This is a genomic window from Streptomyces sp. NPDC002886 (assembly GCF_042888445.1).
Classification (GTDB): domain Bacteria; phylum Actinomycetota; class Actinomycetes; order Streptomycetales; family Streptomycetaceae; genus Streptomyces.
In genome coordinates this window covers 785,842-809,956 of the sequence record NZ_JBIAPV010000004.1, presented here as the reverse complement: position 1 = coordinate 809,956, position 24,115 = coordinate 785,842, and the positions used below count along the sequence as shown (strand labels likewise).

The 24,115-nt window shown below is 73.1% G+C and carries 23 protein-coding genes; 11 read left to right on the top strand and 12 right to left on the bottom strand.

All coding sequences use genetic code 11. The features are described 5' to 3' along the window. The first annotated feature begins 10 nt into the window (after positions 1 to 10). The 5 genes from ACFYYB_RS22005 to ACFYYB_RS21985 all read left to right on the top strand — a co-directional run bounded on the left by ACFYYB_RS22005 (position 11) and on the right by ACFYYB_RS21985 (position 6,391). A complete protein-coding gene (locus ACFYYB_RS22005; RefSeq protein WP_389436915.1) occupies positions 11 to 1,573 on the top strand; it encodes an APC family permease in 1,563 nt (520 codons plus the stop codon). An 83-nt stretch (positions 1,574 to 1,656) separates the two neighbouring features. Further along, positions 1,657 to 2,085: a universal stress protein gene (locus tag ACFYYB_RS22000; protein WP_327308164.1), complete on the top strand. Its 429-nt coding sequence runs from the start codon at positions 1,657 to 1,659 to the stop codon at positions 2,083 to 2,085. A gap of 278 nt (positions 2,086 to 2,363) precedes the next feature. Further along, positions 2,364 to 3,869: an FUSC family protein gene (locus tag ACFYYB_RS21995; RefSeq protein WP_389437235.1), complete on the top strand. Its 1,506-nt coding sequence runs from the start codon at positions 2,364 to 2,366 to the stop codon at positions 3,867 to 3,869. A 229-nt stretch (positions 3,870 to 4,098) separates the two neighbouring features. Further along, the gene (locus ACFYYB_RS21990; RefSeq protein WP_389436914.1) at positions 4,099 to 5,247 is read left to right on the top strand and encodes a nitric oxide synthase oxygenase; all 1,149 of its coding nucleotides are present in this window, start codon (positions 4,099 to 4,101) and stop codon (positions 5,245 to 5,247) included. 76 nt (positions 5,248 to 5,323) lie between these two features. Then, positions 5,324 to 6,391, top strand: coding sequence for a lactonase family protein (locus ACFYYB_RS21985; protein WP_389437234.1), 1,068 nt, complete (start codon positions 5,324 to 5,326; stop codon positions 6,389 to 6,391). A gap of 114 nt (positions 6,392 to 6,505) precedes the next feature. Here the strand turns inward: ACFYYB_RS21985 and ACFYYB_RS21980 are convergent, their stop codons facing one another. From ACFYYB_RS21980 to ACFYYB_RS21970, 3 genes are all read right to left on the bottom strand, one after another. After that, positions 6,506 to 7,420, bottom strand: a complete 915-nt coding sequence (locus tag ACFYYB_RS21980) for a sirohydrochlorin chelatase (RefSeq protein WP_389436913.1) — start codon at positions 7,418 to 7,420, stop codon at positions 6,506 to 6,508. A 133-nt stretch (positions 7,421 to 7,553) separates the two neighbouring features. Continuing rightward, positions 7,554 to 8,240: a uracil-DNA glycosylase gene (locus ACFYYB_RS21975; RefSeq protein ID WP_389436912.1), complete on the bottom strand. Its 687-nt coding sequence runs from the start codon at positions 8,238 to 8,240 to the stop codon at positions 7,554 to 7,556. A 58-nt stretch (positions 8,241 to 8,298) separates the two neighbouring features. Further along, on the bottom strand, positions 8,299 to 8,943 hold the full coding sequence (locus tag ACFYYB_RS21970) for a dihydrofolate reductase family protein (RefSeq protein WP_389436911.1): 645 nt from the start codon (positions 8,941 to 8,943) through the stop codon (positions 8,299 to 8,301). A 210-nt stretch (positions 8,944 to 9,153) separates the two neighbouring features. Between ACFYYB_RS21970 and ACFYYB_RS21965 the strand changes: the two genes are divergently transcribed. Continuing rightward, positions 9,154 to 10,761 carry a von Willebrand factor type A domain-containing protein gene (locus ACFYYB_RS21965; protein ID WP_389436910.1) on the top strand — a complete coding sequence of 536 codons (1,608 nt, stop codon included), beginning with the start codon at positions 9,154 to 9,156 and terminating at the stop codon, positions 10,759 to 10,761. A 79-nt stretch (positions 10,762 to 10,840) separates the two neighbouring features. Here ACFYYB_RS21965 and ACFYYB_RS21960 read toward each other — a convergent pair whose 3' ends face one another. Further along, on the bottom strand, positions 10,841 to 11,932 hold the full coding sequence (locus ACFYYB_RS21960; protein WP_389436908.1) for a WD40/YVTN/BNR-like repeat-containing protein: 1,092 nt from the start codon (positions 11,930 to 11,932) through the stop codon (positions 10,841 to 10,843). 218 nt (positions 11,933 to 12,150) lie between these two features. Here ACFYYB_RS21960 and ACFYYB_RS21955 point away from each other — a divergent pair, with 218 nt between their 5' ends. Continuing rightward, entirely contained in the window at positions 12,151 to 13,251 is a 1,101-nt protein-coding gene (locus tag ACFYYB_RS21955) for an NADH:flavin oxidoreductase/NADH oxidase (protein ID WP_389436907.1), read from the top strand. A 138-nt stretch (positions 13,252 to 13,389) separates the two neighbouring features. Next, a complete protein-coding gene (locus tag ACFYYB_RS21950) occupies positions 13,390 to 13,737 on the top strand; it encodes an ArsR/SmtB family transcription factor (RefSeq protein ID WP_389436906.1) in 348 nt (115 codons plus the stop codon). Positions 13,738 to 13,806: 69 nt separating this feature from the next. On the opposite strand, the gene ACFYYB_RS21945 is transcribed toward ACFYYB_RS21950, so the two are convergent. After that, positions 13,807 to 15,162: an FAD-dependent oxidoreductase gene (locus ACFYYB_RS21945; protein WP_389436904.1), complete on the bottom strand. Its 1,356-nt coding sequence runs from the start codon at positions 15,160 to 15,162 to the stop codon at positions 13,807 to 13,809. A 52-nt stretch (positions 15,163 to 15,214) separates the two neighbouring features. Beyond that, a complete protein-coding gene (locus ACFYYB_RS21940; protein WP_389436903.1) occupies positions 15,215 to 15,868 on the bottom strand; it encodes a DUF305 domain-containing protein in 654 nt (217 codons plus the stop codon). Positions 15,869 to 15,944: 76 nt separating this feature from the next. On the opposite strand from ACFYYB_RS21940, the gene ACFYYB_RS21935 reads away from it, so the two are divergent. Continuing rightward, complete coding sequence (locus ACFYYB_RS21935; protein WP_389436902.1) at positions 15,945 to 17,435, top strand: LVIVD repeat-containing protein; 1,491 nt, start codon at positions 15,945 to 15,947, stop codon at positions 17,433 to 17,435. A 49-nt stretch (positions 17,436 to 17,484) separates the two neighbouring features. On the opposite strand, the gene ACFYYB_RS21930 is transcribed toward ACFYYB_RS21935, so the two are convergent. From ACFYYB_RS21930 to ACFYYB_RS21915, 4 genes are all read right to left on the bottom strand, one after another. After that, a complete protein-coding gene (locus ACFYYB_RS21930) occupies positions 17,485 to 18,129 on the bottom strand; it encodes a TetR/AcrR family transcriptional regulator (protein WP_389436901.1) in 645 nt (214 codons plus the stop codon). 37 nt (positions 18,130 to 18,166) lie between these two features. Next, positions 18,167 to 18,871, bottom strand: coding sequence for a phosphatase PAP2 family protein (locus ACFYYB_RS21925; RefSeq protein ID WP_389436900.1), 705 nt, complete (start codon positions 18,869 to 18,871; stop codon positions 18,167 to 18,169). Between the two features lie 137 nt (positions 18,872 to 19,008). Then, the gene (locus ACFYYB_RS21920; protein WP_389436899.1) at positions 19,009 to 19,947 is read right to left on the bottom strand and encodes a M56 family metallopeptidase; all 939 of its coding nucleotides are present in this window, start codon (positions 19,945 to 19,947) and stop codon (positions 19,009 to 19,011) included. A 101-nt stretch (positions 19,948 to 20,048) separates the two neighbouring features. Further along, the gene (locus tag ACFYYB_RS21915; RefSeq protein ID WP_389436898.1) at positions 20,049 to 20,645 is read right to left on the bottom strand and encodes a DUF5134 domain-containing protein; all 597 of its coding nucleotides are present in this window, start codon (positions 20,643 to 20,645) and stop codon (positions 20,049 to 20,051) included. A 145-nt stretch (positions 20,646 to 20,790) separates the two neighbouring features. Here ACFYYB_RS21915 and ACFYYB_RS21910 point away from each other — a divergent pair, with 145 nt between their 5' ends. Beyond that, a complete protein-coding gene (locus ACFYYB_RS21910; RefSeq protein WP_389437233.1) occupies positions 20,791 to 21,330 on the top strand; it encodes a GNAT family N-acetyltransferase in 540 nt (179 codons plus the stop codon). 95 nt (positions 21,331 to 21,425) lie between these two features. Here the strand turns inward: ACFYYB_RS21910 and ACFYYB_RS21905 are convergent, their stop codons facing one another. Both ACFYYB_RS21905 and ACFYYB_RS21900 read right to left on the bottom strand, forming a co-directional pair. Beyond that, entirely contained in the window at positions 21,426 to 22,118 is a 693-nt protein-coding gene (locus ACFYYB_RS21905; protein ID WP_389436897.1) for a glycerophosphodiester phosphodiesterase, read from the bottom strand. A 192-nt stretch (positions 22,119 to 22,310) separates the two neighbouring features. Continuing rightward, positions 22,311 to 22,934 (bottom strand): PadR family transcriptional regulator, encoded by a 624-nt coding sequence (locus ACFYYB_RS21900; protein ID WP_389436896.1) that lies wholly within the window; start codon positions 22,932 to 22,934, stop codon positions 22,311 to 22,313. Between the two features lie 49 nt (positions 22,935 to 22,983). Here ACFYYB_RS21900 and ACFYYB_RS21895 point away from each other — a divergent pair, with 49 nt between their 5' ends. Continuing rightward, positions 22,984 to 24,111: an LLM class flavin-dependent oxidoreductase gene (locus ACFYYB_RS21895; protein ID WP_389436895.1), complete on the top strand. Its 1,128-nt coding sequence runs from the start codon at positions 22,984 to 22,986 to the stop codon at positions 24,109 to 24,111. The last annotated feature ends 4 nt before the right edge of the window (positions 24,112 to 24,115 follow it).

The following is a 24,115-nucleotide window of genomic DNA, read 5'->3' as shown; positions in this document are numbered from 1 at the left end:
CGATGCGTACATGGCCCACCATGGCTCGGACGGCGTGCCCCCTGAGCCCCCGGAACCACCGCTTCCGGGAGCGAGGACCGTCACGGACCCCGCCGACGCCGCCGGGGAACCCGGGCTCAAGGCCAACGCGATCGGCTTCCTCGACGCGCTCGTCATCGGCCTGAACTCGACCTCGCCCGCCTACTCCCTGGCCGCGGTCATCGGGCCGATCGTCGCGCTCGCCGGCATCTACGCCCCCGGCGTCATGCTGGCCTCCTTCGTCCCGATGCTGCTGATCGCCGCCGCCTTCTACTACCTGAACAAGGTGGACCAGGACTGCGGGACCACCTTCTCCTGGGTGACGCGCGCCATGGGCCCCTGGGCGGGCTGGCTCGGCGGCTGGGCCATCGCGATGACCGGCGTCCTCGTCATCGGCTCGCTGGCCGACGTGGCCGTCCACTTCGGACTGCTCGCCGCCGGACTCGACGGCTGGGCGGCGAACGAGGCCCTGCGCCAGACCCTGACGGTCGTCGTGATCCTGGCCATGACCGCCGTCTGCGTCATCGGCACCGAGATGTCGGCGCGCCTCCAGGACGTCCTGATCCTCGCCCAGGTCTTCTTCCTGCTGGTCTTCGCCGTGGTCGCCCTCTACCGCGTCTACGCCGGCACCAGCAGCCTCGACGGCACCAGACCCGCGATCGAGTGGCTCAACCCCTTCGGCGCCGGCGGCGCCGCCCTCACGGGCGGACTGCTGCTCGGCGTGTTCATCTACTGGGGCTGGGAGTCGGCGGTCAACCTCACCGAGGAGGTCGAGAACTCGGCCACCGCACCCGGCAAGGCCGGCATCTGGTCCACCGTCGTCCTGCTGGTCACGTACCTGTCCGTCGGCTTCGCGGTCGTCGCCTACGCCGGTACGGAGTTCCTCGCCGCGAACGCCGGCGAGGAGGAGGCCGTCTTCGCGGTCCTCGCCCACGAGGTCATGGGCGGCTGGGACTGGATCGTCCTGCTCGCCGTCTGCACCTCCGCCCTCGCCTCCACCCAGACCACGATCATCCCCGCCTCCCGTACCGCCCTGTCCATGGCCCGCCGGCACGCGCTGCCGCCGAAGCTCTCGCACATCCACCCCCGGTTCCGGACCCCGGACGTGAGCACCTGGTGGGTGGCCGGCATCGCGATCGTCTGGTACCTCGCCGTCAACCAGATCAGCGAGAACGCGCTCCTCGACTCCCTGACCGCCCTGTCCCTGCTGATCTCCTTCTACTACGCGCTCACGGGCCTGGCCTGCGCCGTCTACTACCGCCGCCACCTGCTGGAGAGCGTGCACAACTTCCTGCTGATCGGGCTCGGGCCGGTGCTCGGCGCCGGCTTGCTGGCCTGGCTGCTCGTGCAGTCGGTCGGCGACATGTCCGACCCGGAGAACTCGGCCGGCGGCGTCTCCTGGTTCGGACTCGGCCCGCCGCTGGTCATCGGGATCGGCATCGCCGTCGTCGGCGTGCTCGTCATGTGCTTCTGGCGGATCAGGGACGGCCGCTTCTGGCTGGAGCGCCGCGGCGTCGCCGACCCGGCCCTCGTGCACGCGGTCAGGAAGCCCTGACCCGCTGAATCTCCGACTCACCGACTCACCGCGGAACCCCGACCCCCACCCCAACCCCGACCGGAAGCCGGAGAGGAGCCCCGATGTCCGTCGTCCTCGGGTACGACGAGTCGCCCGGTGCCGAGCGCGCCCTGCGCGTGGCCCTCGAGGTGGCCACCGCCTTCGGCGAGCCGCTCGTGCTCGTCTACGGGGCCGCCGCCCCGGGTCTCACCGGCGAGGAGTACCGCGCGCACCAGGCGGCCGTCCGGGAGGCCGGCCGCAGCGCGCTCGCCCGGGCGGTGGAGGCCGCCGACGAGGCGGGAGTGCCGTCCATGGTCGAGGTGGCCGACGCGAAACCGGCCCAGGCGCTGCTCGACGCCGCCGAACGGCACGACGCCCGGGTGATCATCGTGGGGAGCTGGGGTGACAGCCCGATCCGCGGCGCCCTGCTCGGATCCACCCCGCACAAACTGCTGCACCTCTCCCCGGTCCCGGTCCTGTGCGTCCCGACGGAGCACGCTCCCGGGGACTGATCCGCCGCGGCGGGTCCGTTGGCCTCGCCGTGGCCGAAGATCGCCGCTCCCTCCTGGACCAATGGCCCACTCATCACCTCCCGAGTTGAGCCATTGCCCCTGTGGATGCTTATCTGTGTCCTATCCATGTATCTACGGCGCCACGCAGCGCCGGACGGCAACGAGGCCGCTCCGGACCGTGGCGCCTTCGCCGTGCCCGTGAACCGCCCACCACCCCCGGGCGGACGCGGGTCCGGCGTGCTCCATCGCAAGGGGGGCGGCACACCGCCGTGAAGAGGATGTTCGTGGCTCCGGATCCGGGGCGGGCAAGACTCAGGAACGCGTCGCGGGCCGTCATCGGCGTCGCCCTCGCGGTGGCCGTGGCCGAGCTCTGCGGGCTCTCGCTCGTCGCGTCGATCACCGGGGGACTGGCGGCCCTGCTCGCCCTGTTCACGGTGACCGATTCCACCGTGCGCGCCCAGCGCGTGACCACCCTCCTGCTGCCGGCCGCCGGTTTCCCCGTACTGGCCCTGGCCACCACCCTGCACGGCGTACCGCTCGCCCGTGACGCGGTGTTCGTCGCGGTGGTGTTCGCCGGCGTCTACGCCCGCAGGTGGGGGGTGCGCGGCCACGCCCTCGGCATCTTCGCGTTCATGAACTTCTTCATCACGCAGTTCCTGCACGCCCGGCCCGCGCAGCTGCCCGAGCTCTACGCGGCCGTCGGACTGGCCCTCCTGTCGGCCGGCGCCGTGCGGTTCGTGCTGTGGCCGATCGAGCGCCGCGTACCGCCCGCCGCGGTACCGCCCGCGCCGCCCGGGACCGGGCTGGCCCGGCCGACCACCCGCCAGGCCTTCCAGGCCACCGCGGCCTGCGCGGTCGCGCTGGGCATCGGCCAGAGCCTGTCGGAGGACCGCTGGTACTGGGCGGTCGGCACCGCCTGGTGGATCTTCGTCAACACCGCTTCGCGCGGCGAGACCCTGGTCCGCGGCTTCCGCCGGGTCCTCGGCACGGTGTTCGGGATCGGCGCGGGCCTGTTGATCGCCATCCCGCTGAACGGGGCGCCGGCGCCCACGGCCGTCCTCGTGGCGCTCTGCGTCTTCGGGATCTTCTACACCGCCGCCGTGTCCTACAGCTGGATGATGCTGGCCGTGACGGTGATGGCCGGCCTGCTCTACGGACTGCTGGGCGTGCTCGATCCCGGTCTGCTCGTGCTGCGCCTGGAGCAGACGGCCGTCGGCGCGGTGTGCGCTGGGCTGGCCGTGATCCTGGTGCTCCCGGTGACCACCCACGCGACCAACGACATGTGGATCCAGCGCGCCCTGCGCTGCGTGCGCACCTGCACCGCCGAGGCCGCGGCCCGGCTCGCCGGCTCCCCGGTCGCCGACCCGGCGCCGCACGCCGCGGAACTGGAGCTGTTCCTGGGCCGGGTACGGCTTTCGCTTGCTCCGCTCGTCCACCCGTTGAGCCCCTACCGGGGCCGCAAGGCCAGGGCCCGCCGGGTGCTCGCGCTGCTCGACGAGTGCGCCGTGGAGGTCCGCGGGCTGGTCGCGGTGGCGGCGGACCCGGACGCGAGCCACGACGCCCGGCTCGCGGCGGCGTGCTGGCGGGTGGAGGCCGCCGTGGAGGCCCTGTTGGCACCGGAAGCGGAACGCGACTCGGAGCACCGGCCGGCCGCGCCGTCGGTGAACCCGGTGCGGGCCGCCGCGGAGCCCGCGCTGGCGCACCTGCACGGTCTGGAGCGGCTCCTCGCGCAGCTCGACGGACCCCTGCGCACCACGTCGCGCGCCCCGCTGGTGGGGACCTGATCCCGGAGGCCCGCAGGCTCCGGCGATGTCGCGGATGATACGACTCCCCAACTCCCGTCCGCAGGCCGATCGATGAAGATCACACGGAGGAGTGTTCCGGGCGCGCCTTCCGTACGCCGCTGACCTGCGACGTGTACAACGGGTGATTGTTCATTGCACATTCATCCGGCAGGGCGCCGCTTCCCGGCGCGCGGGGTGGACCTGGTCGGACAGGGGGTAACCGCCCGGAATGGAAATACTTCGAGAGCGTTCCAGCACCGCTCGGGTGTGGGAAGCGGCCGAGGAGTTCATCCGCCTGTTCCACAGGGAGAATCCGGCCGCCGGTGATCCGCGCGAGCGGCTCGCCGCGGTACGGGCCGAGCTCGCCGAGACGGACACGTACCGGCACACTCCCGAGGAACTGGAGCACGGCGCCCGTGTCGCGTGGCGCAACAGCAACCGCTGCATAGGCAGGCTGTACTGGAACTCGCTGCGCGTCCGCGACCGCCGCGGGCTCACCGACGCCGACGGGATCGCCGAGGAGTGCTTCGAGCACCTCCGGGAGGCCACCAACGGCGGCCGGGTCCGGCCCACCATCACGGTCTTCGCCCCCGACGCCCCGGACCGCCCCGGCCCGGTCATCTGGAGCGAGCAGCTGGTCCGGTACGCCGGGTACGGAGACCACCACTCGATAACCGTCGGCGACGCCCGCAACGCCGAGCTCACGAGCGCGTTGCTCGCGCTGGGATGGTCCCGCGGCCCCGGCACCCCCTTCGACCTCCTTCCGCTGGTCGTGCAGGGGGTCGACGACAAACCCCGCTGGTTCGACGTCCCCCCGGACGCCGTCCTGGAGGTGCCCATCGAGCACCCCGACGGAGCGGCCGGCGGTGACGGCTGGTCGGACTGGGGCCTGCGCTGGCACGCCGTACCCGCGATCTCCAACATGTGCCTGGAGATCGGCGGCATCCACTATCCGGCGGCCCCCTTCAACGGCTGGTACATGGGCACCGAGATCGGCGCCCGCAACCTCGCCGACACCGACCGCTACAACCTCCTCCCCGCGGTCGCCCGCCGCATGGGCCTCGACACCGCCAGCGACCGTTCCCTCTGGAAGGACCGCGCCCTCGTCGAGCTCAACCGGGCGGTGCTGCACTCCTTCGACCGCGCCAAGGTCACCATCGCCGACCACCACACGGAGTCCCGGCGCTTCCTGACCCACCTGGAGAAGGAGGAGCGCAAGGGCCGTGACGTGGGCGCGGACTGGTCCTGGATCGTGCCGCCCATCTCCGGTTCCGCGACCCCGGTCTTCCACCGCACCTTCGAGGACCGCCCGAGCTCGACCGCCTACGTCCACCATCCCGGCGCCCAGGAACGTGCCCAGGGGCGGGACTTGGTCTAGACCTTCTGTTACCGTCGCTCACGAACGGATCCGGAACGGCGGAGAGGGGCCTCCCGTGGACGACGCGGACAGTGGTGTGGGCGGTACGGACCTTACGGCCCACAGCGGCGGACACCTGGCCTGGATCGGCTCGTTCACCTCGGGGGGCGGCCGCGGTGTCACCACCGCGGCCGTGGATCCGGCCACCGGAGCGCTGACCCCGCTCTCGGCCACGGACGCGGTCGCGGAGCCCTCGTACCTGGCCCACGACCCCGCGACCGGCGTGCTGTACGCCGTGAGCGAGGCCGAACAGGGCGCCGTGGGCGCCTTCCGGACCACCCTCGCGGGGCTCGTCCCCCTCGGGGCGGCCGTCCGCGTCGGCGGCGCCGGCCCCACCCACCTCAGCGTGGCCGGGCGCAGGCTGCTGACCGCCAACTACACCTCCGGCGGCGTCAGCAGCCTGCCGCTCGCCGCCGACGGCTCGATCGGGGAGCCCGCCGCCGTCTTGGCCCACCGGGGCTCCGGCCCCGACTCCGGCCGGCAGAAGGGCCCGCACGCCCACCAGGTGGTGCCGGCCCCCGGCGGGCGCTGGGTGCTCAGCGTCGACCTCGGCACCGACTCGGTACGGGTCTGCGCGCTCGATCCCGCCACCGGAGCCCCGGTGCTCCACGCCGAGACCGTGCTGCGCGCCGGGACCGGCCCCCGGCACCTCGCCTTCCACCCTTCCGGCGAGGTGGTCTACGTACTGCACGAGCTGGAGCCGCAGCTGACCGTCTGCCGCTGGAACGGGGAGGCGGGTGAGCTGGAACCGGTCGCCGAGGTTCCGGTCGCCCTCACGGGCGCCCCAGGGGCCCCGACGCCCTACCCCTCGGCGATCGTGGCCTCCGCGGACGGCCGTTTCGTCTGGGCGGCCGTCCGCGGAGCCGACACGATCGTCACCCTCTCCCTCGCCGACGGGGCGGAGAAGCCGCAGCTCACGGGCACCGTGCCGTGCGGGGGTCGGTGGCCGCGCGATCTCGCCGCCGACCCGTCGGGGCGCCGGCTGTACGCGGCCAACGAGCGCTCCGGCGACGTCACCTGGTTCGACGTGGACCCCCTGACCGGCGAACCGCGCCGGGCCGGCACGGTGGCCGTACCCGCCGCCACCTGCGTGGTCTTCGGCTGACACCGGGGCCGCCGCGGTTCCGGCGCCGTACGCACGAGGGCCCGCGCCCCGGTTCGTTCGATCGAGAACGGTCCGGGGCGCGGGCCCTCGTACGTACGGCATGAGCCGGGGAGGTCAGTGGGCGGCGGCGCCCTGGGTGATGCCGAGCGCGGTGGAGTACTGCGCGACGGCCAGCTTGCCGAGCGCGGGGTACGCGCCGAGCACGTCGGCGGCGCTGCAGCCGGCCTCCTTGCAGGCGGTGTCGAGGAGTCCCTCGGCGGCCTCCGGCCCGACCAGGTACGGGGCCAGCGCGAGCTGCGTCGAACCCTCGCGGCGGAGCTGGTCGGCGATGGCGGCCACCGAACCCTCCTCGTCCAGCGCGGCGGCCATCACCGGCACCGCGAGGCGGGCGGCCAGCAGCATGCCGGTGATGCCCGCGGCCTGCACGGCCTCCTCGCCGCCGGTGGTGACCAGCACGATGCCGTCGGCGGCCGTCGTAACGCTGAAGAGCCTGGCCCGGTCGGCGCGGGCGAGACCGGCCTCGGACAGCCGCACGTGCAGCCCCTCGGCGAGCAGCGGGTGCGGACCCAGCGGGTCGGCGAGCTCGGCGGCGGCCGAGGAGTCCATGAGGGCCTGGCGCATGCGGCGCAGCAGGTCCCCGTCGGGGCCGGCCAGCAGCGGAACGACCACGGCGTCCGGGCCGGTCGGCGTGGGCACCTCCTGCCCGGCGGCGCGGGCGGACTCCGCGCGCGCGGCGCGGTCCCGGGCGACGGTGGTCAGCACGCCCGACAGGGACGGGAACTCGGTGGCGTCGTCACCGTCGAGGAAACCGACCCGGGCGTCCAGGCCGGGCAGCTCGGAGCGGCCGATGCTGATGATCTCTTCCGCGAGCCCCCGCGAGGCGGCCGAAGGGGCACCGGGCACGGCGAGCACCAGCGCGGGCGCGCCCTCGGGCGCCACCGCGGGCTCGGGCCGGCGGTGCCGTCCGGTCTGGCGGGGTCGCGGCATTCGTACGGGCAGGCCATTTGCGGGCCCAGTGGGGGAGCTCATGGCGCCGCATGCTACTGGTTTATCGAAACCGGGTGTTCGGGCAGGGCCTTCTCCGGCGGCATCTGTCCGTATTTATCCGGGGAATGTCAGATACCGTTCGGCTCTTCGGTCACCCGGTCGGTGACGCGGCCGGTCACCCGGTGGCGGGAAGCCGCCAGTCCACGGGCTGCGCGCCCTGGCGGACCAGCAGGTCGTTGGCCCTGCTGAACGGCCGTGACCCGAAGAACCCGTTGTCCGCGGACATCGGGGACGGATGCACCGATTCCACGGCCGGCAGATCGCCCAGCAGCGGCCGCAGGTTGCGCGCCTCGCGCCCCCACAGCACCGACACCAGGGGTTTGCCGCGGGCCGCGAGCGCGCGGATGGCCTGCTCCGTCACCGCCTCCCAGCCCTTGCCGCGATGGGCGTTGGGCTTGCGCGGGGCGGTGGTGAGCGAGCGGTTCAGCAGCAGGACGCCCTGCCGGGTCCATGGGGTCAGGTCCCCGTTCAGGGGCTTGCCCGTGCCGAGATCGGCGTGCAGTTCGCGGAAGATGTTGTCGAGGCTCGGCGGCCACGGACTGACGTCGGGGGCGACGGAGAAGGACAGGCCGATCGCGTGCCCCGGCGTCGGGTACGGATCCTGCCCGACGATCAGCACCTTGACCTCGTCGAAGGGCTGTTGGAACGCGCGCAGCACGTTCGCCCCCGCGGGTACGTAGGTCCTGCCCGCCGCGATCTCCGCGCGCAGGAAGTCGCCCATCGCGGCGATCTGCGCCGCCACCGGCTCCAGAGCCCGGGCCCAGCCCGGCTCGACGATCTCGTTCAACGGTCGTGCTGCCACGGTGGATCACTCTACTGGCCCAGTCCGCCGCCCGCCGCCACCCGTCACGGGGCCCGCCTCAGGCGCTGTCCTCGACGCCGCGGCCGGGGGCGCTCATGTCGCCTGTTCCGGGAGTGCCGTCGGCAAGGCCGTAGCGCAGGTACACCGTTCCCTTGGCGCCGGTGGCCGGGGGCTCGAGCAGCGCGAGGTTGGTGGGCACGGCGCCGTCCTCGAACACCTTCTTCCCGACGCCGAGCACGATCGGGTGCACCCACAGGTCGAGGCGGTCGAAGAGCTTCTCCCGCAGCAGCGTCTGGACGAGGTTCAGGCTGCCGACGACCTTCACGTGCTCGTGCCGGTCACGGATCTCGCGCACCGCGCCGGCGAGGTCCGGGCCGAGGTGGGTGGAGCCGGCCCACGAGAGGTCGGGCCTGCCGCGCGAGGCCACGTACTTCGGGACGCCGTTGAAGAGCGTGGCGATCGCGCCGTCCTCGCCGCCCTTCTGGCGCGGCCAGTAGGCGGCGAAGATGTCGTACGTCCGCCGGCCGAGCAGCAGGGCGTCCGTCCCCTCGTACGCGGCTGCGACCTGCGCCCCGGTGACCTCGTCCAGCAGGGGTGCCTGCCAGCCGCCGAAGGAGAACCCCGCCGGGTCCTCGTCGGGGCCGCCGGGCGCCTGCCCGACGAGGTCGAGGGTCGCGAACAGCTCGATGTGGATGAGGCCCATGGCGTACTCCCGGTGCGTTGGAGGGTTCCTTCACAGGGATAGACCTTCCGGTGCCCGAAAACTCATCGCCACGACGGAGCGCTCCTGCCTTCGGCGGCGGGAAACCCGGCCCCCGTTGTCGCTTCGATATCTGTTCGCAACAGGTTCGATTGCTCCAACTCCACGTCCCGGACGTCCCATTCAACACCGACGACGTTCGAGGGAGACCGTATGGAGCCCCACGAGGACCGCACGCACAGCGCACCCCGCACGCCCGGAGCACCCCGCAGAGGCGGCCCCGGACGACGGAGAACCCACGGCAGACTGGCCGCCGCGCTCCTCGTCGGCGGCCTCCTGCTCGCCGGCTGCGGGAGCGGCGGCTCGAACCGCAGCGCCGACGGGCGGTGGAACGGCGGCGACGCCGGGCCGCGGCCGTCCGCCACCCGCTCCGGCGGGGAAGCCGCGGAAGGGGAGAGCGACGGGCGGCGCCCGACCGGACCGCCCGCCGACTACCTCTCCACCTTCGCGCTCGACGTGGACACCGCCAGCTACGGGTACGCCCGCCGCACCCTCGCGGACGGCAAGCTCCCCGATCCGGCCACCGTGCGCCCCGAGGAGTTCGTCAACAGCTTCCGGCAGGACTACCAGGAGCCCGACGGCGACGGCTTCTCCGTCACCGTGGACGGAGCCCGCACCACCGAGCCGAACTGGTCGCTGGTCCGCGTCGGCCTCGCCACCCGGGTCGGCAACGGCGGGGCGGACGGCGCCGAGGCCCGGCCGCCCGCGGCGCTCACCTTCGTCGTGGACGTCTCCGGTTCCATGGCCGAGCCGGGCCGCCTCGACCTCGTCCGCAGCTCCATGGGCCTGATGACCGACCAGCTCCGCGAAGACGACTCGGTCGCCGTCGTCACCTTCAGCGGCAAGGCCCAGATCCGGCTGCCGATGACCCAGGTCAAAGGCAACCGCGACCGCATCCACGAGGTGATCTCCGCGCTGCGCACCGCCGATTCCACCAACGTGGAGGCCGGGGTCACCACCGGGTACGAGGTCGCGGTCGCCTCGCTGCGCCCCGGCGCCACCAACCGGGTCGTCCTGCTCTCCGACGCCCTGGCCAACACCGGGGCCACCTCCGCCGACACCATCCTGAAGCGGATCGGCGAGGCCCGGACCAAGCACGGGATCACCCTGTTCGGGGTGGGCGTGGGCAGCGAGTACAACGACGCCTTCATGGAACAGCTCGCCGACAAGGGCGACGGGCACACCACCTACGTCTCCGACAAGGAGGGCGCCCGCAAGGTGTTCTGCGAGGACCTCCCGGCGCAGGTGCAGCTGCGGGCCCGCGACGCGAAGGCCCAGGTCGCCTTCGATCCGGGGACCGTCGAACGGTTCCGGCTGATCGGCTACGACGACCGCCGCGTCGCCGACGGCGACTTCAGGAACGACGCCGTGGACGGGGGAGAGGTCGGCTCAGGCCACTCCGTGACCGCCCTGTACGCGGTACGGCTGCGCCCCGGCGCCACCGGACACCTGGCGACGGCGACGGTGCGCTGGCTGGACCCGCGCACCCGGGCGCCGCACGAGGAGTCCGGCCGGATCGAGGCGGGGGCCCTGTCCGGCGACGTGTGGACCGCGGCGTCCCCGCGGTTCCAGGTCACCGCGGTGGCCGCCTACTTCGCCTCCGCCCTGCGCGAGCGCGACGGTGGCTGGGAGCGGGTGCCGGGCTCCGTCCCGCTGGCGAGCCTGGCCGGGCACGCGGAACGGCTGGCCGGGAGCACCGAGGATCCGGCCGTACGCGACCTGGCGCAGGCCGTCTACCAGGCCCGCGGGCTCACCGGCTGAGGTCGCGGCCAGGGCCAGGGCCCGGGTCCGGGTCCGGGTCTGGGGCCGGGCGCCCGGCCCCAGACCCGGGCCGCCGCCGCTAGCCGTTCAGCACGGCGGCCCGGACGCACAGGACGTCGGGAAGGTGTTCCGCCAGCAACTGCCAGCTGTCGCCGTCGTCATGGCTGGCGTACAGCTCGCCGTTGCGGTTGCCGAAGTAGATGCCGGCCGGGTCCGCGTCGTCCGTGCAGAGCGCGTCGCGCAGCACGGTGCCGTAGTGGTCCCCGGCCGGCAGCCCCTTCGTCAGGGGCTCCCAGGTCGTGCCCGCGTCCCGCGTCCGGAAGACCCGGCAGCGGTGTTCCGCCGGGACGCGGTCGATGTCGGCGTTGAGCGGGAAGACGTAGGCGGTGCCGGGCCGGTGCGGGTGGGCGGCCACCGCGAAGCCGAAGTCGGACGGCAGACTGGAGCCGATGTCCGTCCAGCGGGCCCCGGCGTCGTCGCTGCGGTACACGCCCCAGTGGTTCTGCAGGTACAGCCGGTCGGTGTCGCCCGCGTCCTGGGCGATCTTGTGCACGCACTGGCCGAACTCGGGATCCGGATCGGGCAGGAACACCGCCGAGACCCCGCGGTTGGACGGGGCCCAGCTCGCCCCGCCGTCCGTGGTCCGGAATACCCCGGCCGTGGAGACCGCCACCGTGACCAGGTCCGGGTCGCCCGGGTCGGTGATCACCGTGTGCAGGCCCTCGCCGCCGCCGCCCGGGACCCACTTGTCCCGGGTCGGGTGCTCCCACAGGGGGCGGACCAGCTCGAAGGACTCGCCACGGTCGGCCGAGCGGAACAGCGCGGCCGGCTCGGTCCCCGCGTAGACCACGCCGGGGGCCTCGGGGCCGGCCGGGTGGAGCTGCCAGACCCGCTCCAGGGAGGCTCCGGTGTCCTCGGGGAACTTCACGGCGGCCGCGGCGGGCTCCTGCCAGGTCGCGCCCAGGTCGTCGGAGCTGAAGACGGAGGGCCCCCAGTGGGTGCTGTCCCCGGCGACCAGGAGCCGGGGCGCGCCGCCCCGCCGGTCGATGGCGACGGCCGAGACCGCCTGGGCGTTGAAGTGCGGATCGCCGAACTCCCAGGTGCCGCCGGAACCCCGGCGGCCGATGAACAGTCCCTTGCGGGTCCCCGCGAGCAGTAGCACGTCGGTCATGGCCGACACCTCCGGACGTCTTTGTCCTGCACGGCAGCTTTTCCGTCAGTCTGCACCCGGCCACTGACAGCGGCAGGTCGCCGCGCGCGGGCCCGCTCCGGGCCGCCGCCCGGTCATACGAAAGGTCTCGTACTACGAGAGATTTCGTAGTACGGTGAATCTCGTACTTAGCGGCGCCGATTCCCCGGTGCGCTTCCAGTCGCCTCTGGAGACCCCTCATGAGTGCTGCCCCCGTTTCCTTCGCCGCGCTGTTCCAGCCGTGGACCATCCGCTCGGTCACCATCCCGAACCGGGTGTGGATGGCCGCGATGTGCCAGTACAGTGCCGAGCCCTCCGGCCCGGACGCGGGCGTGGCCAACGACTGGCACTTCGCGCACTACGCGGCCCGCGCCACCGGCGGCACCGGCCTGATCATCCAGGAGGCCACGGCCGTCGCCCCCGAGGGGCGGATCTCGCCCTACGACCTCGGCATCTGGAACGACACCCAGGTCGAGGCGCTGCGCCGGATCACCTCCTTCGTCGCCGGCCAGGGGGCGGTCCCCGGCATTCAGCTCGCCCACGCCGGCCGCAAGGCCTCCACCGACCGCACCTGGAAGGGCGGGCAGCCCGTCGGCCCCGAGGCGCACGGCTGGCTGCCCAGCGCCCCGAGCCCGGTGCCGTTCTCCCCGGACCACCCGGTCCCGCACGAGCTGACGGTCGGTGAGATCCAGGACGTCGTGGAGCAGTTCGCGGCCGCCGCCCGGCGCTCGCTCGCCGCCGGCTACCGGGTCGTCGAGATCCACGGCGCCCACGGGTACCTGATCGGCGAGTTCCTCTCCCCGCACAGCAACAAGCGCACCGACGCGTACGGCGGATCCTTCGAGAACCGCACCCGCCTCGCCCTCGAAGTCACCGACGCCGTACGGGCGGTGTGGCCCGAGGAGCTGCCGCTGTTCTTCCGCATCTCCGCCACCGACTGGCTGGAGGAGGACGGCTGGACCGCCGACGAGACCGTCCGGCTGGCCGGACTGCTCCAGGAGCACGGAGTGGACCTCCTCGACGTCTCCACCGGCGGGCTCGCCCCCGGGGTGACGATCCCCGTCGGCCCCGGCTACCAGGTGCCCTTCGCGGCCCGGGTCAAGGCCGAGACCACCCTCCCCGTCGCCGCCGTGGGTCTGATCACCGAGCCGGAGCAGGCCGAGAAGATCCTGGCCAACGGCGAGGCGGACGCCGTCCTGCTGGGCCGCGAGCTGCTGCGCGACCCGTTCTGGGCCCGCCGCGCGGCCGCCGAGCTCGGCGCGCAGATCCGTACGCCCGAGCAGTACCACCGCTCCTGGTGAACCGGTGCGGTGCGGGGACGGGGGTCCCGCACCGCACCCACCGGTCGGATCCGCTCCTACGACCGTTCTCGTACGATGGTTCTCGTACGATGGGGCACGGCAGGAAGCGCGGCATCACCCAGTGAGTGGAGTACGGACATGACGGAACGTGAAGCGGCCCGTGTCCTCGCCCACCCCGAGGCCGCCGAGATCCGGCTCGAAGGGGTCCTGCACGCCCTCTCCGACCCGGTCCGGCTCTCCATCGTCCGCGATCTCGCGGCCACGGAAGCCGAGCTGGCCTGCTCGTACTTCGAGCTCCCGGTCACCAAGTCCACGACCACGCACCACTTCCGGGTCCTGCGCGAGAGCGGTGTCGTGCGCCAGTGCTACCGCGGCACGGCCAAGATGAACGGGCTGCGCCGCGCGGAGCTGGCGGAGCTGTTCCCCGGGCTCCTCGACGGCGTCCTGGCCGCGGCCGCCGCCGAGCAGGCGCGCGACCTCGCCTGAGGCGGGACTGCCGAGCGAGCAGGCCTCATGAGACGGGACGGTCGAGGCGGCCGGACCCCGGCCGGGGAGTCAGTCCGTGCCGCCCGCCGCTCCCAGCAGCCCCGCCCAGTCGGGGATCTTGACGGAGCGCCGGCCCAGGGAGCGCCCCAGTTCCGCCTCCGCCGTCTCGATGGCCAGCCACCCCGGCCACCGGACCGGTCGCAGCCCGGCCTCGCGCAGGGCCTCCAGCGGGTCCCGCTCCCGGTCGCGCCGGGCCAGCGCCCCCGCGTCCTGGAGCAGCGAGGAGGCCGTCTCCTTCGCGCAGGGCCGGTTGGTGCCGATGACCCCGGTCGGGCCGCGCTTGATCCAGCCCGCCACGTACTCGCCGACGGAGGCGCGGCCCTCCCTGAGCACCCGGCCCGCGGCGTGCGGGACGGTACCGCGCCGCTCGTCGAAGGGCAGCCCGGCCAGCGGCACGCCCTGGTACCCCACCGAGCGCAGTACCAGCTGCGCCGGCACGTCCTCGTAGACCCCCGTGCCGGTGACCCCGCCCAGGCCGTCGGGGGCGGTCCGCTCGAAGCGCATCCCGCTGACCCGGCCGTCCGGGCCGCCGAGCACCTCCACCGGGCGCAGGAAGAACCGCAGGGCGATCCGCCGGTCCCCGCCGCTCGCCGGATCCGCGGCCCAGCCGCGCAGCACCTCCACGTTGCGCCGGTTCACCGCGGGCAGGGCCGCGCCCGGGTCCGCGTACGCCGGGTCGAGGGCCAGTTCCGCCGGGTCGGCCAGCGCGTCCACGCCCGGCAGGGTGCCCAGCTCGCGCAGCTCCTTGGTGGTGAACTTGCCCTGGGAGGGCCCGCGCCGGGCCACCATCTGGACCGTGCGCACCGCGCTGGCGCCGAGCGCGCCCAGGGCGGGCTGCGGCATGTCGGTGGGGGCCAGCTCCGGTACGCCCCGGGCCAGGATCCGCGTCACGTCGACCGCCACGTTCCCGGCGCCGACCACGATCGCCGCATCCACCCCGGGCAGCCCGAACGCCTCGGCCGCGGCGTCCGGATGGCCGCTGTACCAGGCCACGAAGGCCGTGGCGGAATGCACCCCGGCGAGGTCCTCGCCGGGGATGCCGAGCAGCCGGTCCCGGGCGGCGCCGACGCAGTAGACCACCGCGTGGTACAGCTCCAGCAGCCGGGCGGTGGGCAGGGCCTCCCCGCCGACCTCGACGTTCCCGAGGAAACGGATCCGCTCGTCCTCCAGCACGGTGCGCAGGCTGCCCTGGAGGGACTTGATCTTCTCGTGGTCGGGGGCCACCCCGTACCGCACGAGCCCGTACGGGGCCGGCAGCCGGTCGATCACGTCGACCCGGATCCCCGGCACCTCACGCTGCTGTACGAGTGTCTGTGCGGCGTAGACCCCGCTGGGGCCCGATCCGACGACGGCGATACGAAGCACGGCCGAGCTCCTCCCGCAGGTGTTCCCAGCATGACACCGGGTGCCGGGGCCGTCAGCCCATCGCGCGCATCCGGTGGATCTCGGCGCTCTGGGTGGCCGCCACCTCGTTGGCCATCTCCTCCACGGCGGCGTTGTTGCCCGCGGCCAGCACCTCGCCGGTCATCTTCAGGGCGCCCTCGTGGTGGGCGGTCATCAGGGAGAGGAAAAGCCGGTCGAAGTCCGGCCCCCTGGCACCGGTCAGCTCCTTCAGCTGCTGCTCGGTGGCCATCCCGGGCATGGCCGCGTGGTCGTGGCCTCCGGGGGCGCCGCCGGGCGCCGGGTTGCGGGCGGTCCATCCCTCCATCGCGCCGATCTCGGGCTTCTGCGCGGCCGCGATCCGCTCGGCGAGCCGTTTGACCCCGTCGGCCGAGGCCCGGTCGGGGGCCAGCGCGCTCATGGTCAGCGCCTGCCCGTGGTGTTCGATCATGTTCCGCACGTACGCTCGGTCCGCCGCGTTGGGGCTGTCGTCGGGCAGTTCCTTCGCCGCCTGTTCGGGGGAGAGGGTGCGGGCCTTCTCGCCGGGTTTGCCGGGAGCGATGACCGCCGGCCCGCCGCCGTCCGCGGCGTCCGCGGAGCCGCCGTCGCGGCAGCCGGTGAGGGGGAGCAGGAGCCCGAGGGCCAGGGCCGCTCCGACGATTCGCCCGAGTGAGACTTTCGCCATGTCCATGCAAAGGACCATACTGCCGGGGTCCGCGTTCCGTTCCCACCACGGGCGGAACCGACCGGACCTTTGGGAGGGCACAGTGACCTCGATGCACACCAGCAGAGCGCGGCGCATATCCCTGGGAGCGGCCGTGGCAGCGGCCGGACTCCTCACCTCGTTACTGGCGGCCGGACCCGCGGCCGCCACCCCGGACCCGGGGGACCTCGTCCCGGGCGCGGGTGCGCCGCAGAGCGCCGCCACCGCGGCCGGCGCGGGACGGGAACTGGCACCCGGCGAGATACCCGGCCAGGACGAGATCGTCCACAGCCGCAACATCAAACCCCTGGCCAACATCCCGAGCACCGACCCGAACCAGATCAACTCCGACATGACGTTCCAGGGCAAGTACGCCTATGCGGGCAACTACAACGGCTTCGTGATCTACGACATCGGCAACCCCAAGGCGCCGAAGAAGGTCACCGAAGTGCTCTGCCCCGGCGGGCAGAACGACGTCTCGGTCGACGGGGACCTGCTCTTCCTGTCCACCGACTCCTCGCGCAGCGACGACTCCTGCACCAGCGTCTCGCAGCCCGCCACGGAGAAGTCCTCGTGGGAGGGCATCAGGATCTTCGACATCAAGGACAAGAAGAACCCCAAGTACGTCAAGTCCGTCGAGACCCCGTGCGGCTCCCACACCCACACGCTGGTGCCGGGCGGCCGGGACGCCTACCTCTACGTCTCCTCGTACAACCCGAGCGACGCCTTCCCCGACTGCAAGCCGCCGCACGACGGCATCTCGGTCGTGAAGGTTCCCAAGAAGAACCCGACGCAGGCCGCGGTCGTGGCCTTCCCGATCCTCTTCCCCGACGGCGGCAACCCGGGCGCGCCCACCAACCCGGGCGTCTCCAAGACCACCGGCTGCCACGACATCACCGTGCTGCCCTCGAAGGACCTCGCGGCGGGCGCCTGCATGGGCGACGGCATCCTCTTCGACATCAGCAAGCCCGAGCAGCCGCGCGTCATCGACCGCGTCCAGGACAACGTGAACTTCGCGTTCTGGCACTCGGCCACCTTCAACGAGCGGGCCAACAAGGTGGTGTTCACCGACGAGCTGGGCGGCGGTGGCGGCCCCACCTGCAACGAGGCCACCGGACCCACCCGGGGAGCCGACGGCATCTACGAGATCACCGGCCGCGGCGACCAGCGCAAGCTCGTCTTCAAGAGCTACTTCAAGATCCCGCGCATGCAGGCCGACACCGAGAACTGCGTGGCCCACAACGGCTCGCTGATCCCGGTCGGCGGCGGCCGCGACATCATGGTCCAGGCCTGGTATCAGGGCGGCATCTCCGTCTGGGAGTTCACCGACTCCACCCGACCGAAGGAGATCGCCTACTTCGAGCGGGGCCCGCTGACCACCGACAAGCTCGGTCTCGGCGGCTCTTGGTCCGCGTACTACTACAACGGGCACATCTACTCGAACGACATCGTCAAGGGCCTCGACGTGCTGCGGCTCGACGACTGGCGCACCGACAGCGCCAAGTGGGTGTGGCTGGACCGGCTCAACGTGCAGACCCAGCCCGACTACCGCTGACGCGGCCCGAATTCCGCCGAGGCACCCCGATCACCGCTGACGCACCCGACTACCGCTGACGCGGTGTGGGAAACGTTCCGCCGGGCGGCCCACCGTCCGGCGGAACACCCAGCTCCCAGTCCAGCCCGTACCGCTGGAACAGCTCGGCCCGCAGCCGGGCCGCCGGCATCGGCGCTCCCGGCAGCAGCACCGCCACCACCGCGCCCATCAACAGGGCCCGCAGCAGCGGATAGTCCGTGTCCACGTCCGCCGATCCGTACCGTACGACGGTGCCCCGCAGCAGCTCCGCGAGCCGCCGCTGCTCGGCGCACTGGACGAAACCCTCGGCCTGCAGGATCCCCGCCATGTGGGTCCGCATCAGCCGGGGCCGCTCCTTGGTCAGTCCGAGGATCGCGTCGATGGCCCGTGCCAGGAGCTCCCGGCCGGCGTCGGGCCCGTCGGGCAGGGGCGGCCGCTCCAGCGCCGCTTCCAGCGTGAGGTGCATCAGCCGGTGCACGGCGGACTGGAGGAGCTGGCGCTTGCCCGGGAAGTAGTAGGACACCAGGCCACGGGCGGTTCCGGCCCGGTCGGCGATGTCGCCGAGGGTGGTGGCCTCGAAGCCGCGCTCCGCGACGAGCTCGACCGTGGCGTGCAGCAGTCGCTCCCGGGAACGCCTGCGCAATTCTTCATTGACCGATGCGCTGCGCGGGGACATGCTTGCTCCTGCGTTGACTGGCTCGCGGCCAGTATACTCAGCGCGCCGGACCGCCTGCTCTGGGCGACACGGGGGATCGCCCAGAGCAGGCACCGTCCGAGACGGCGAGCGCCAGCAGCACCGCGCCCAGCAGCCAGCCCGCCAGGACGTCCGAAAACCAGTGGACGCCGAGGTAGATCCGGGTGAAGCCGACCCCGAGGACCGAGACCGCTGCCAAGACGCCGAGCAGGGCCAGGCCCCGGCGGGGGCGGGTGAGCGGGTGGGAGGACGGCCGCGCCGGCCCGCGTGCGACCAGCCACACGAGCAGGCCGCAGACCACCGTCGCGGTCAGGGCGTGCCCCGACGGATAGGCGGCGTAGTCCGCGGAGACGACCGGATCCGGCCAGACAGGCCGCTCCCGCCCCACCAGGAACTTCAGCCCCTGACTCACCGCCGACGCCGCGAGGGTGGCCAGCGCGATCCGCACCGCGCACCGGACCTCGCCCCGCCACCACAGCCACAGGCAGGCCGCGCCCGCCAGGATCCGCATGGTCCACGGGTCCCAGACCCAGTCGCTGAGCACCCGTACCGGCCGGGTGACCCCGGGGTGGGAGACGGCGTAGGAGTGCAGCCCCCGCGCGATCCGGCCGTCGAGGGACATCAGGGGACCCCAGCGGACGGCCACCAAGACCGTCAGCACGATCGCCGCGGCGGACAGCGCGCACACCAGTGGGATCCGCATCCGTACGTGATCGCTCCGCATCGGCCGATCCTCGCACCCGGCCCGGCTCATCCTCGGCAAGAGCGGCGCGCGTTATCCCGGGAGCCCGTGATTCCGGGAGCCCGCGATTCCCGGCGCCGGTAATCCCGGCGCCCGTGATCCCCGGCGCGCGGCCGCCCTCAGGTCAGCGCGCCGAGTCCCGGTCCGAAGGCCACCAGCAGCGGAACCGCCGGAGCCAGCGTCGCCAGGGCCGTCAGTCGCATCCGGCGCACGGCCGACAGCCGGGGCGCGGCCGCCAGCAGCCGCCGGACCCGTTGGGGGACGTGCCCGTGCGGCGCGGGGGACGGGCCGAAGACCCCGCGGTCCTCGTTCAGGCCGATCAGGGCGAGGGCGGTGGTCAGGCGCCCGTACCGCCGCGAGGCCACGTCGTCGGCCGCCAGCTCCACCAGCCGGTGCATCTGCGCCTCGAACGCGGCGAAGACCGGGACCCGGGGGAACCCCCCGGACAGTGCCCGCGAGCAGTGCAGCAGCCAGTCGTGCCGGGCCGCCGCGTGCCCCTGCTCGTGGGCCAGTACGGCGTCCAGCTGACTCCCCTTGAGCCGGCCCAGCGCCGCCGTCGTGACCACCAGCTGCGGAACCGGACCCGGCAGCCACCAGCTGTCGGGCCGCTGCCCCTCCAGGACCACGAGCCGCGCCCCGGTGGCCTGCTCGCCGGGCAACAGCGGGGCCCGCAGCAGCAGTTCAGCGCCCTGAGCCCGCCGTCGGGCACGGGCCCGCAAGATCTCCCGGGCGAGCATCGCTCCGGTCCACAGCCCGCCGCCGGCCAGCGCGACGGCGGTGCCCGCGGCCCAGAGCCCGCCCACGGCGTCCAGCGCGTAGGCGTCGACCACGCCGTGCGGGGCCGGGGCGAACAGGCGGCCCCGCACGGCGTGCCAGGCGGCGGCCGCGCTCAGCAGCATCGACAGGGCGAAGCACAGGAGCACGGCGCCCACCGCGCACTGCCACGCCCACAGGGCCACGACGGGCTCGCGCTCGGGCCATTCGGCCCGGGCCAGCAGGCGGGGCGCGAGCACCGCGGTCAGGGCGCCGAGCAGCAGGAGAACGGCGGGGACCATCATGGGCCCAGCCTAGGAGCGTGCGGCTACCTGCGGGTATGGTCCGGGCCAAGGGTGACGCAGGACACGTTTGGCCGTTCCGTTCCGTCCGCGGCTCCGCGGCCTCACATCGTGAGCAGCATCGCCAACATGCCGATTCCCATGGCGAGTCGGCAGGCACGGATCACTTCCGCCGGTCCGGCGGGGGCGCCGGTGCCGACCGCGGCACCCCCGGCATCCGTGGTGGCCGCGGCGCCCGAGGCGCCGACGGTGACCAGCCGGGCGCCGCCCAGCACCACGTACCCCGCGTAGTAGACGAGCAGCAGGCCGGTGAGCAGCGGCAGCCCGGCGCCCTGCCCGTGGGCGTGGCCCGCGGACCCCGGCGCCGCGTCCGCGCCCGTCCCGGCGGCCAGCGCCATGTAGACCATGGTCAGCGAGCCCACCAGATGGTGAGTGTGGTGCGGGCCCCCGCGCAGCAGCCACAGGGCGTGCAGCGCCGCTCCGCAGAAGACCGCGCCCAGCACGGGCGCCTGCCAGCCGCCGCCCAGCCGCAGCGGCACCGCCATCAGGGCCATGCCGAACCCCATCGCCGCCTCCCCGGCCGCCGCCCCGCCGCCGGCTCTCCCCGCGCGCCGCAGACAGTACGCCCCGCTCACCGCGCAGAGCAGGACGAGGAGCCAGGCGGAGACGGAGGTGGAGAGGGACGTGGCGGGACCGTGCACGGCGGAACCTCCCGGTTCGTCGGCTTCACCGGAAGAGATGCCCCCTTCACACGGCCATCACGCCGGGCGAGGTTAGGCTCTGTGCGACCACCGGAAGACGCATGTCGCATGACCTCGCGTGACCCAGCGCAGAACGGAGCCCTCGATGCCGAGCGCCGCCCCCCAGGCCTTGACCTACCGCAGTGCCGTGGAGGCGGACATCCCGGCGCTCGTGGAGCTCGTGGAATCGGCGTACCGGGGGGATTCGAGCCGCGGCGGCTGGACCACCGAGGCGGACTTCCTGGACGGACAGCGGACCGACGCCGAGGACGTGGCCCGGATCGTCGGCCACCCCGACGGCATGCTCCTCGTCGTGGAGCGCGCCGGCGAGATCGTTTCCTGCTGCCACCTCGAACACCGCGGCGACCACGTCTACTTCGGCATGTTCGCGGTCCGTCCCGGACAGCAGGGCGGCGGGCTGGGCAAGGCGGTCATGCTGGAGGCCGAGCGTCGCGCCCGCGAGCAGTGGGCGGCCAAGGAGATGCGCATGACCGTGATCAACGTACGGGAGGAGCTCATCGCCTTCTACGTGCGCCGCGGTTACGAGCGCACCGGCGAGATGAGCCCCTTCCCCTACGGAGACGAGCGGTTCGGTGTTCCGCTCCGCGACGACCTGGCCTTCGAGCTGCTGGTCAAGACGCTGTAGTCGCGGCGGCGGGACCCACGGGACGGGCCGTCCGTGGGCCGTCCGCCGTGCGGCACTTCGTACGTGCCGCGCGTGCCGTACGCGTTCGCCGGGGATCAGGCGGTGAAGCGGCCCGTGGAGCGGATCTCCGGGAAGTCGGTGAGCACGCCGTCGAGTTCGAGGGCCCGCGCGAGGCGCAGCCGCTCCAGCGTGTTGACCGTCCATCCCGTCACGCGCAGTCCGGCCTCGTGCGCGGCCTCCACGGTGTGCAGGGTGAGGTGGCCGATGTTCAGGGCCACCGTCTCCGCGCCGGCCAGCGCCGCCCGGGCGACGACCTCCGCGGCGTCCGCCGGGGTCTGGTTCGCGTAGAGCACGGTCCGTACGCCCGGCACCAGCCGGGCCGCCTCCACGAGCACCTCGTCGCGGAAGGAGGCCACTTCCACCCGGCCGGTCAGGTCGCGGCTCAGCAGCAGCCGTGCGAAGGTCCCGACGGCGGCGAGGTCGTGGACCTGGATCCGGAGCGGGGCGCGGACCGCGTCGAGGACCTCGTCCAGGACCGGCACGTGCTCGCCGTCCCCGGCGTCCAGCTCGCGCAGTTCGGCCAGGGTCAGGTCGGCGACGGATCCCGAACCGTCGGTGGTCCGGTCGACCTCGGCGTCGTGCAGGACGACGAGGGCGCCGTCCTTGCTGAGCCGCACGTCCAGCGCGACGACGTCCATGCCGGAGCGTTCCGCGCGGACGAACGAGCGCAGCGTGTTCTCCGGTTCGACACCCATGACCCCGCGGTGTCCGATGGTGAGGAAAGTCAAGGTTCTCATCCTTCCGTCGACGGCGGCTCCCCGCGCGGTCGCGGTGTCCCGACCGGCCGCGCGTGATGTGAGGCGCATGCTAGTGCGCCCCGCATGCGATGAAACCGCCTTTGCGGGGCCTCGGCAATGCCGTCCGGCCGCTCCCCGACGGGCCCGCCGGGGGTTGGGAAGCCCCCGGCGCGGCAAGCGTGGTCACCCGGGCGTGGGCGCGTCCCCACCGGCTTGACGTTCCTGCGCGTGCGGGCCCTCCGGGCCGTCCAGGTCCGCGAGCAGGGCGCGCGTCAGCTCCAGTTCGGCCAGGTGCTGGCGTTCGCTCCAGCGCAGGGCGAGCACCGGGAAGGCCCAGTCGGGCTCGGTGGCCGCGTGTGCCATGGCCTCCCGTACGGAGGCCAACTCCTCGGTGGTGCGCTCCAGATGCTCCGTCACCATCGTGCGCAGCCGCTCCGGCTCGGCCAGGTGCCCGAGCCAGACCCGCAGCAGCAGACCGTGCTTGAGCACCGGGGGGCCCGCCTCGGCGACGTCGGAGGCCCAGCCGGCCAGCGCCTCGCGCCCGGCGGGGGTGATGCCGTAGCGGCGCTTGGCCCGCGCCTCCTCGGGTCCGGAGCGCACGGAGGCCGCGTAGCCGAGCTCCTCGAGGCGGCGCAGTTCGGCGTAGATCTGGCTGATGGCCGGGGACCAGTAGAAGAAGCGCAGCGAGGAGTCCGCCCACTTCTTCAGCTCGTAGCCGGTCCGCTCCCCGGGGAAGGAGAGCAGGCCGAGGACCGCCCACGCGGTCGGTGGCAGCTCTTGCTTCTTCGACGTCTGACTACTAGTCATATTCCGAATAGAAGTGAGACCGGGTACGGGACGCAACCCTGGAGGCACCGTGAAATTCTCCGTGATCTTCGAAGCTCAGCTCGCCGACCCGACCGTGGAACGGGAGCACCAAGTCATCCGGGACTGCGTCGAGCAGGCGGTGCTCGCCGAGCGGATGGGGTTCGACCGGATCTGGGCCGTGGAGCACCACTCCTTGAAGTGGTACGCCCACATGAGTGCTCCCGAGATCTTCCTGACCTGGGTGGCGGCCCGGACCAACACCATACGCATCGGCCACGGAGTCGTGTGCATGCCCTTCGCCTTCAACCACCCCGTCCGGGTCGCCGAGCGCGCCGCGATGCTCGACCTGCTCTCCGGTGGGCGGGTCGACCTCGGGGCCGGGCGGGGCGGCACCGTGCAGGAGACCTCGCTGTGCGGGGTGGACAGGGACCGCACCACGGCGGAGGTGGAGGAGGCGCTGCGGATCATCGGGAAGGCCTGGCAGGAGGAGGAACTGGAGTACCACGGGGAGCTCATCGATATCGATCCGCACCCGATCCTGCCGCGGCCGAGCCAGCGGCCCCATCCGCCGCTGTTCCTCGCGTGCAGCCGGGCCGAGACCCTGGTGCAGGCCGCGGAACTGGGGGTCGGGGCGCTCGTGATGGGATTCGCCGGGCCGGAGTCCATCGCGGGGATGCGCTCCGTCTACGACGCCGCGATCGCCGGCCGGGACGGCGGCCGGTTCGTCTCGACGGCCGTCAACGACCACTTCTCGGTGCTCTGCCCGACGATCGTGCTCGACGACCCGGAGGAGGCGCGGCGGATCGGGATCCGGGGGCAGCGGTTCTTCGCGCAGTCGATCGGCCACTGGTACGGCGGGGCCGGGGTGCCGGACGAAGCGGTGGTTGCGGGTGCCGACGAGGGGGCGGAGATGCGCAGGGCGGCCGAGCAGGTGGTGGCCCGGCTGCACGAGCAGGACATCCCGGTACGGCCGACCGCGACGGCCACCTTCAACGCGGACCACGCCTACGGCAGCGCGGACGAGGCGATCGCGTACGTGGAGCGGCTCCGGGAGGCGGGGGCCGACGAGATCATGTGCCTGATACAGATGGGCACCGTGCCGCAGGCGGCCTGTCTGGAGACCCTGCGCCAGTGGGGCGAGAAGGTCATCCCGCACTTCGCGAACCAGCGGGCGTAGGGCC

Excerpts from the sequence above, each read along its gene's own strand:
- ACFYYB_RS21920 (WP_389436899.1), bottom strand. The coding sequence starts at position 19,947 with ATGATGGTCCCCGCCGTTCTCCTGCTGCTCGGCGCCCTGACCGCGGTG.
- ACFYYB_RS21930 (WP_389436901.1), bottom strand. The coding sequence starts at position 18,129 with ATGTCCCCGCGCAGCGCATCGGTCAATGAAGAATTGCGCAGGCGTTCC.
- ACFYYB_RS21950 (WP_389436906.1), top strand. The coding sequence starts at position 13,390 with ATGACGGAACGTGAAGCGGCCCGTGTCCTCGCCCACCCCGAGGCCGCC.
- ACFYYB_RS21980 (WP_389436913.1), bottom strand. The coding sequence starts at position 7,420 with ATGAGCTCCCCCACTGGGCCCGCAAATGGCCTGCCCGTACGAATGCCG.
- ACFYYB_RS21990 (WP_389436914.1), top strand. The coding sequence starts at position 4,099 with ATGGAAATACTTCGAGAGCGTTCCAGCACCGCTCGGGTGTGGGAAGCG.
- ACFYYB_RS21900 (WP_389436896.1), bottom strand. The coding sequence starts at position 22,934 with ATGACTAGTAGTCAGACGTCGAAGAAGCAAGAGCTGCCACCGACCGCG.
- ACFYYB_RS21995 (WP_389437235.1), top strand. The coding sequence starts at position 2,364 with ATGTTCGTGGCTCCGGATCCGGGGCGGGCAAGACTCAGGAACGCGTCG.
- ACFYYB_RS22000 (WP_327308164.1), top strand. The coding sequence starts at position 1,657 with ATGTCCGTCGTCCTCGGGTACGACGAGTCGCCCGGTGCCGAGCGCGCC.
- ACFYYB_RS22005 (WP_389436915.1), top strand. The coding sequence starts at position 11 with ATGGCCCACCATGGCTCGGACGGCGTGCCCCCTGAGCCCCCGGAACCA.
- ACFYYB_RS21955 (WP_389436907.1), top strand. The coding sequence starts at position 12,151 with ATGAGTGCTGCCCCCGTTTCCTTCGCCGCGCTGTTCCAGCCGTGGACC.
- ACFYYB_RS21965 (WP_389436910.1), top strand. The coding sequence starts at position 9,154 with ATGGAGCCCCACGAGGACCGCACGCACAGCGCACCCCGCACGCCCGGA.
- ACFYYB_RS21925 (WP_389436900.1), bottom strand. The coding sequence starts at position 18,871 with ATGCGGAGCGATCACGTACGGATGCGGATCCCACTGGTGTGCGCGCTG.
- ACFYYB_RS21940 (WP_389436903.1), bottom strand. The coding sequence starts at position 15,868 with ATGGACATGGCGAAAGTCTCACTCGGGCGAATCGTCGGAGCGGCCCTG.
- ACFYYB_RS21970 (WP_389436911.1), bottom strand. The coding sequence starts at position 8,943 with ATGGGCCTCATCCACATCGAGCTGTTCGCGACCCTCGACCTCGTCGGG.
- ACFYYB_RS21960 (WP_389436908.1), bottom strand. The coding sequence starts at position 11,932 with ATGACCGACGTGCTACTGCTCGCGGGGACCCGCAAGGGACTGTTCATC.
- ACFYYB_RS21910 (WP_389437233.1), top strand. The coding sequence starts at position 20,791 with ATGCCGAGCGCCGCCCCCCAGGCCTTGACCTACCGCAGTGCCGTGGAG.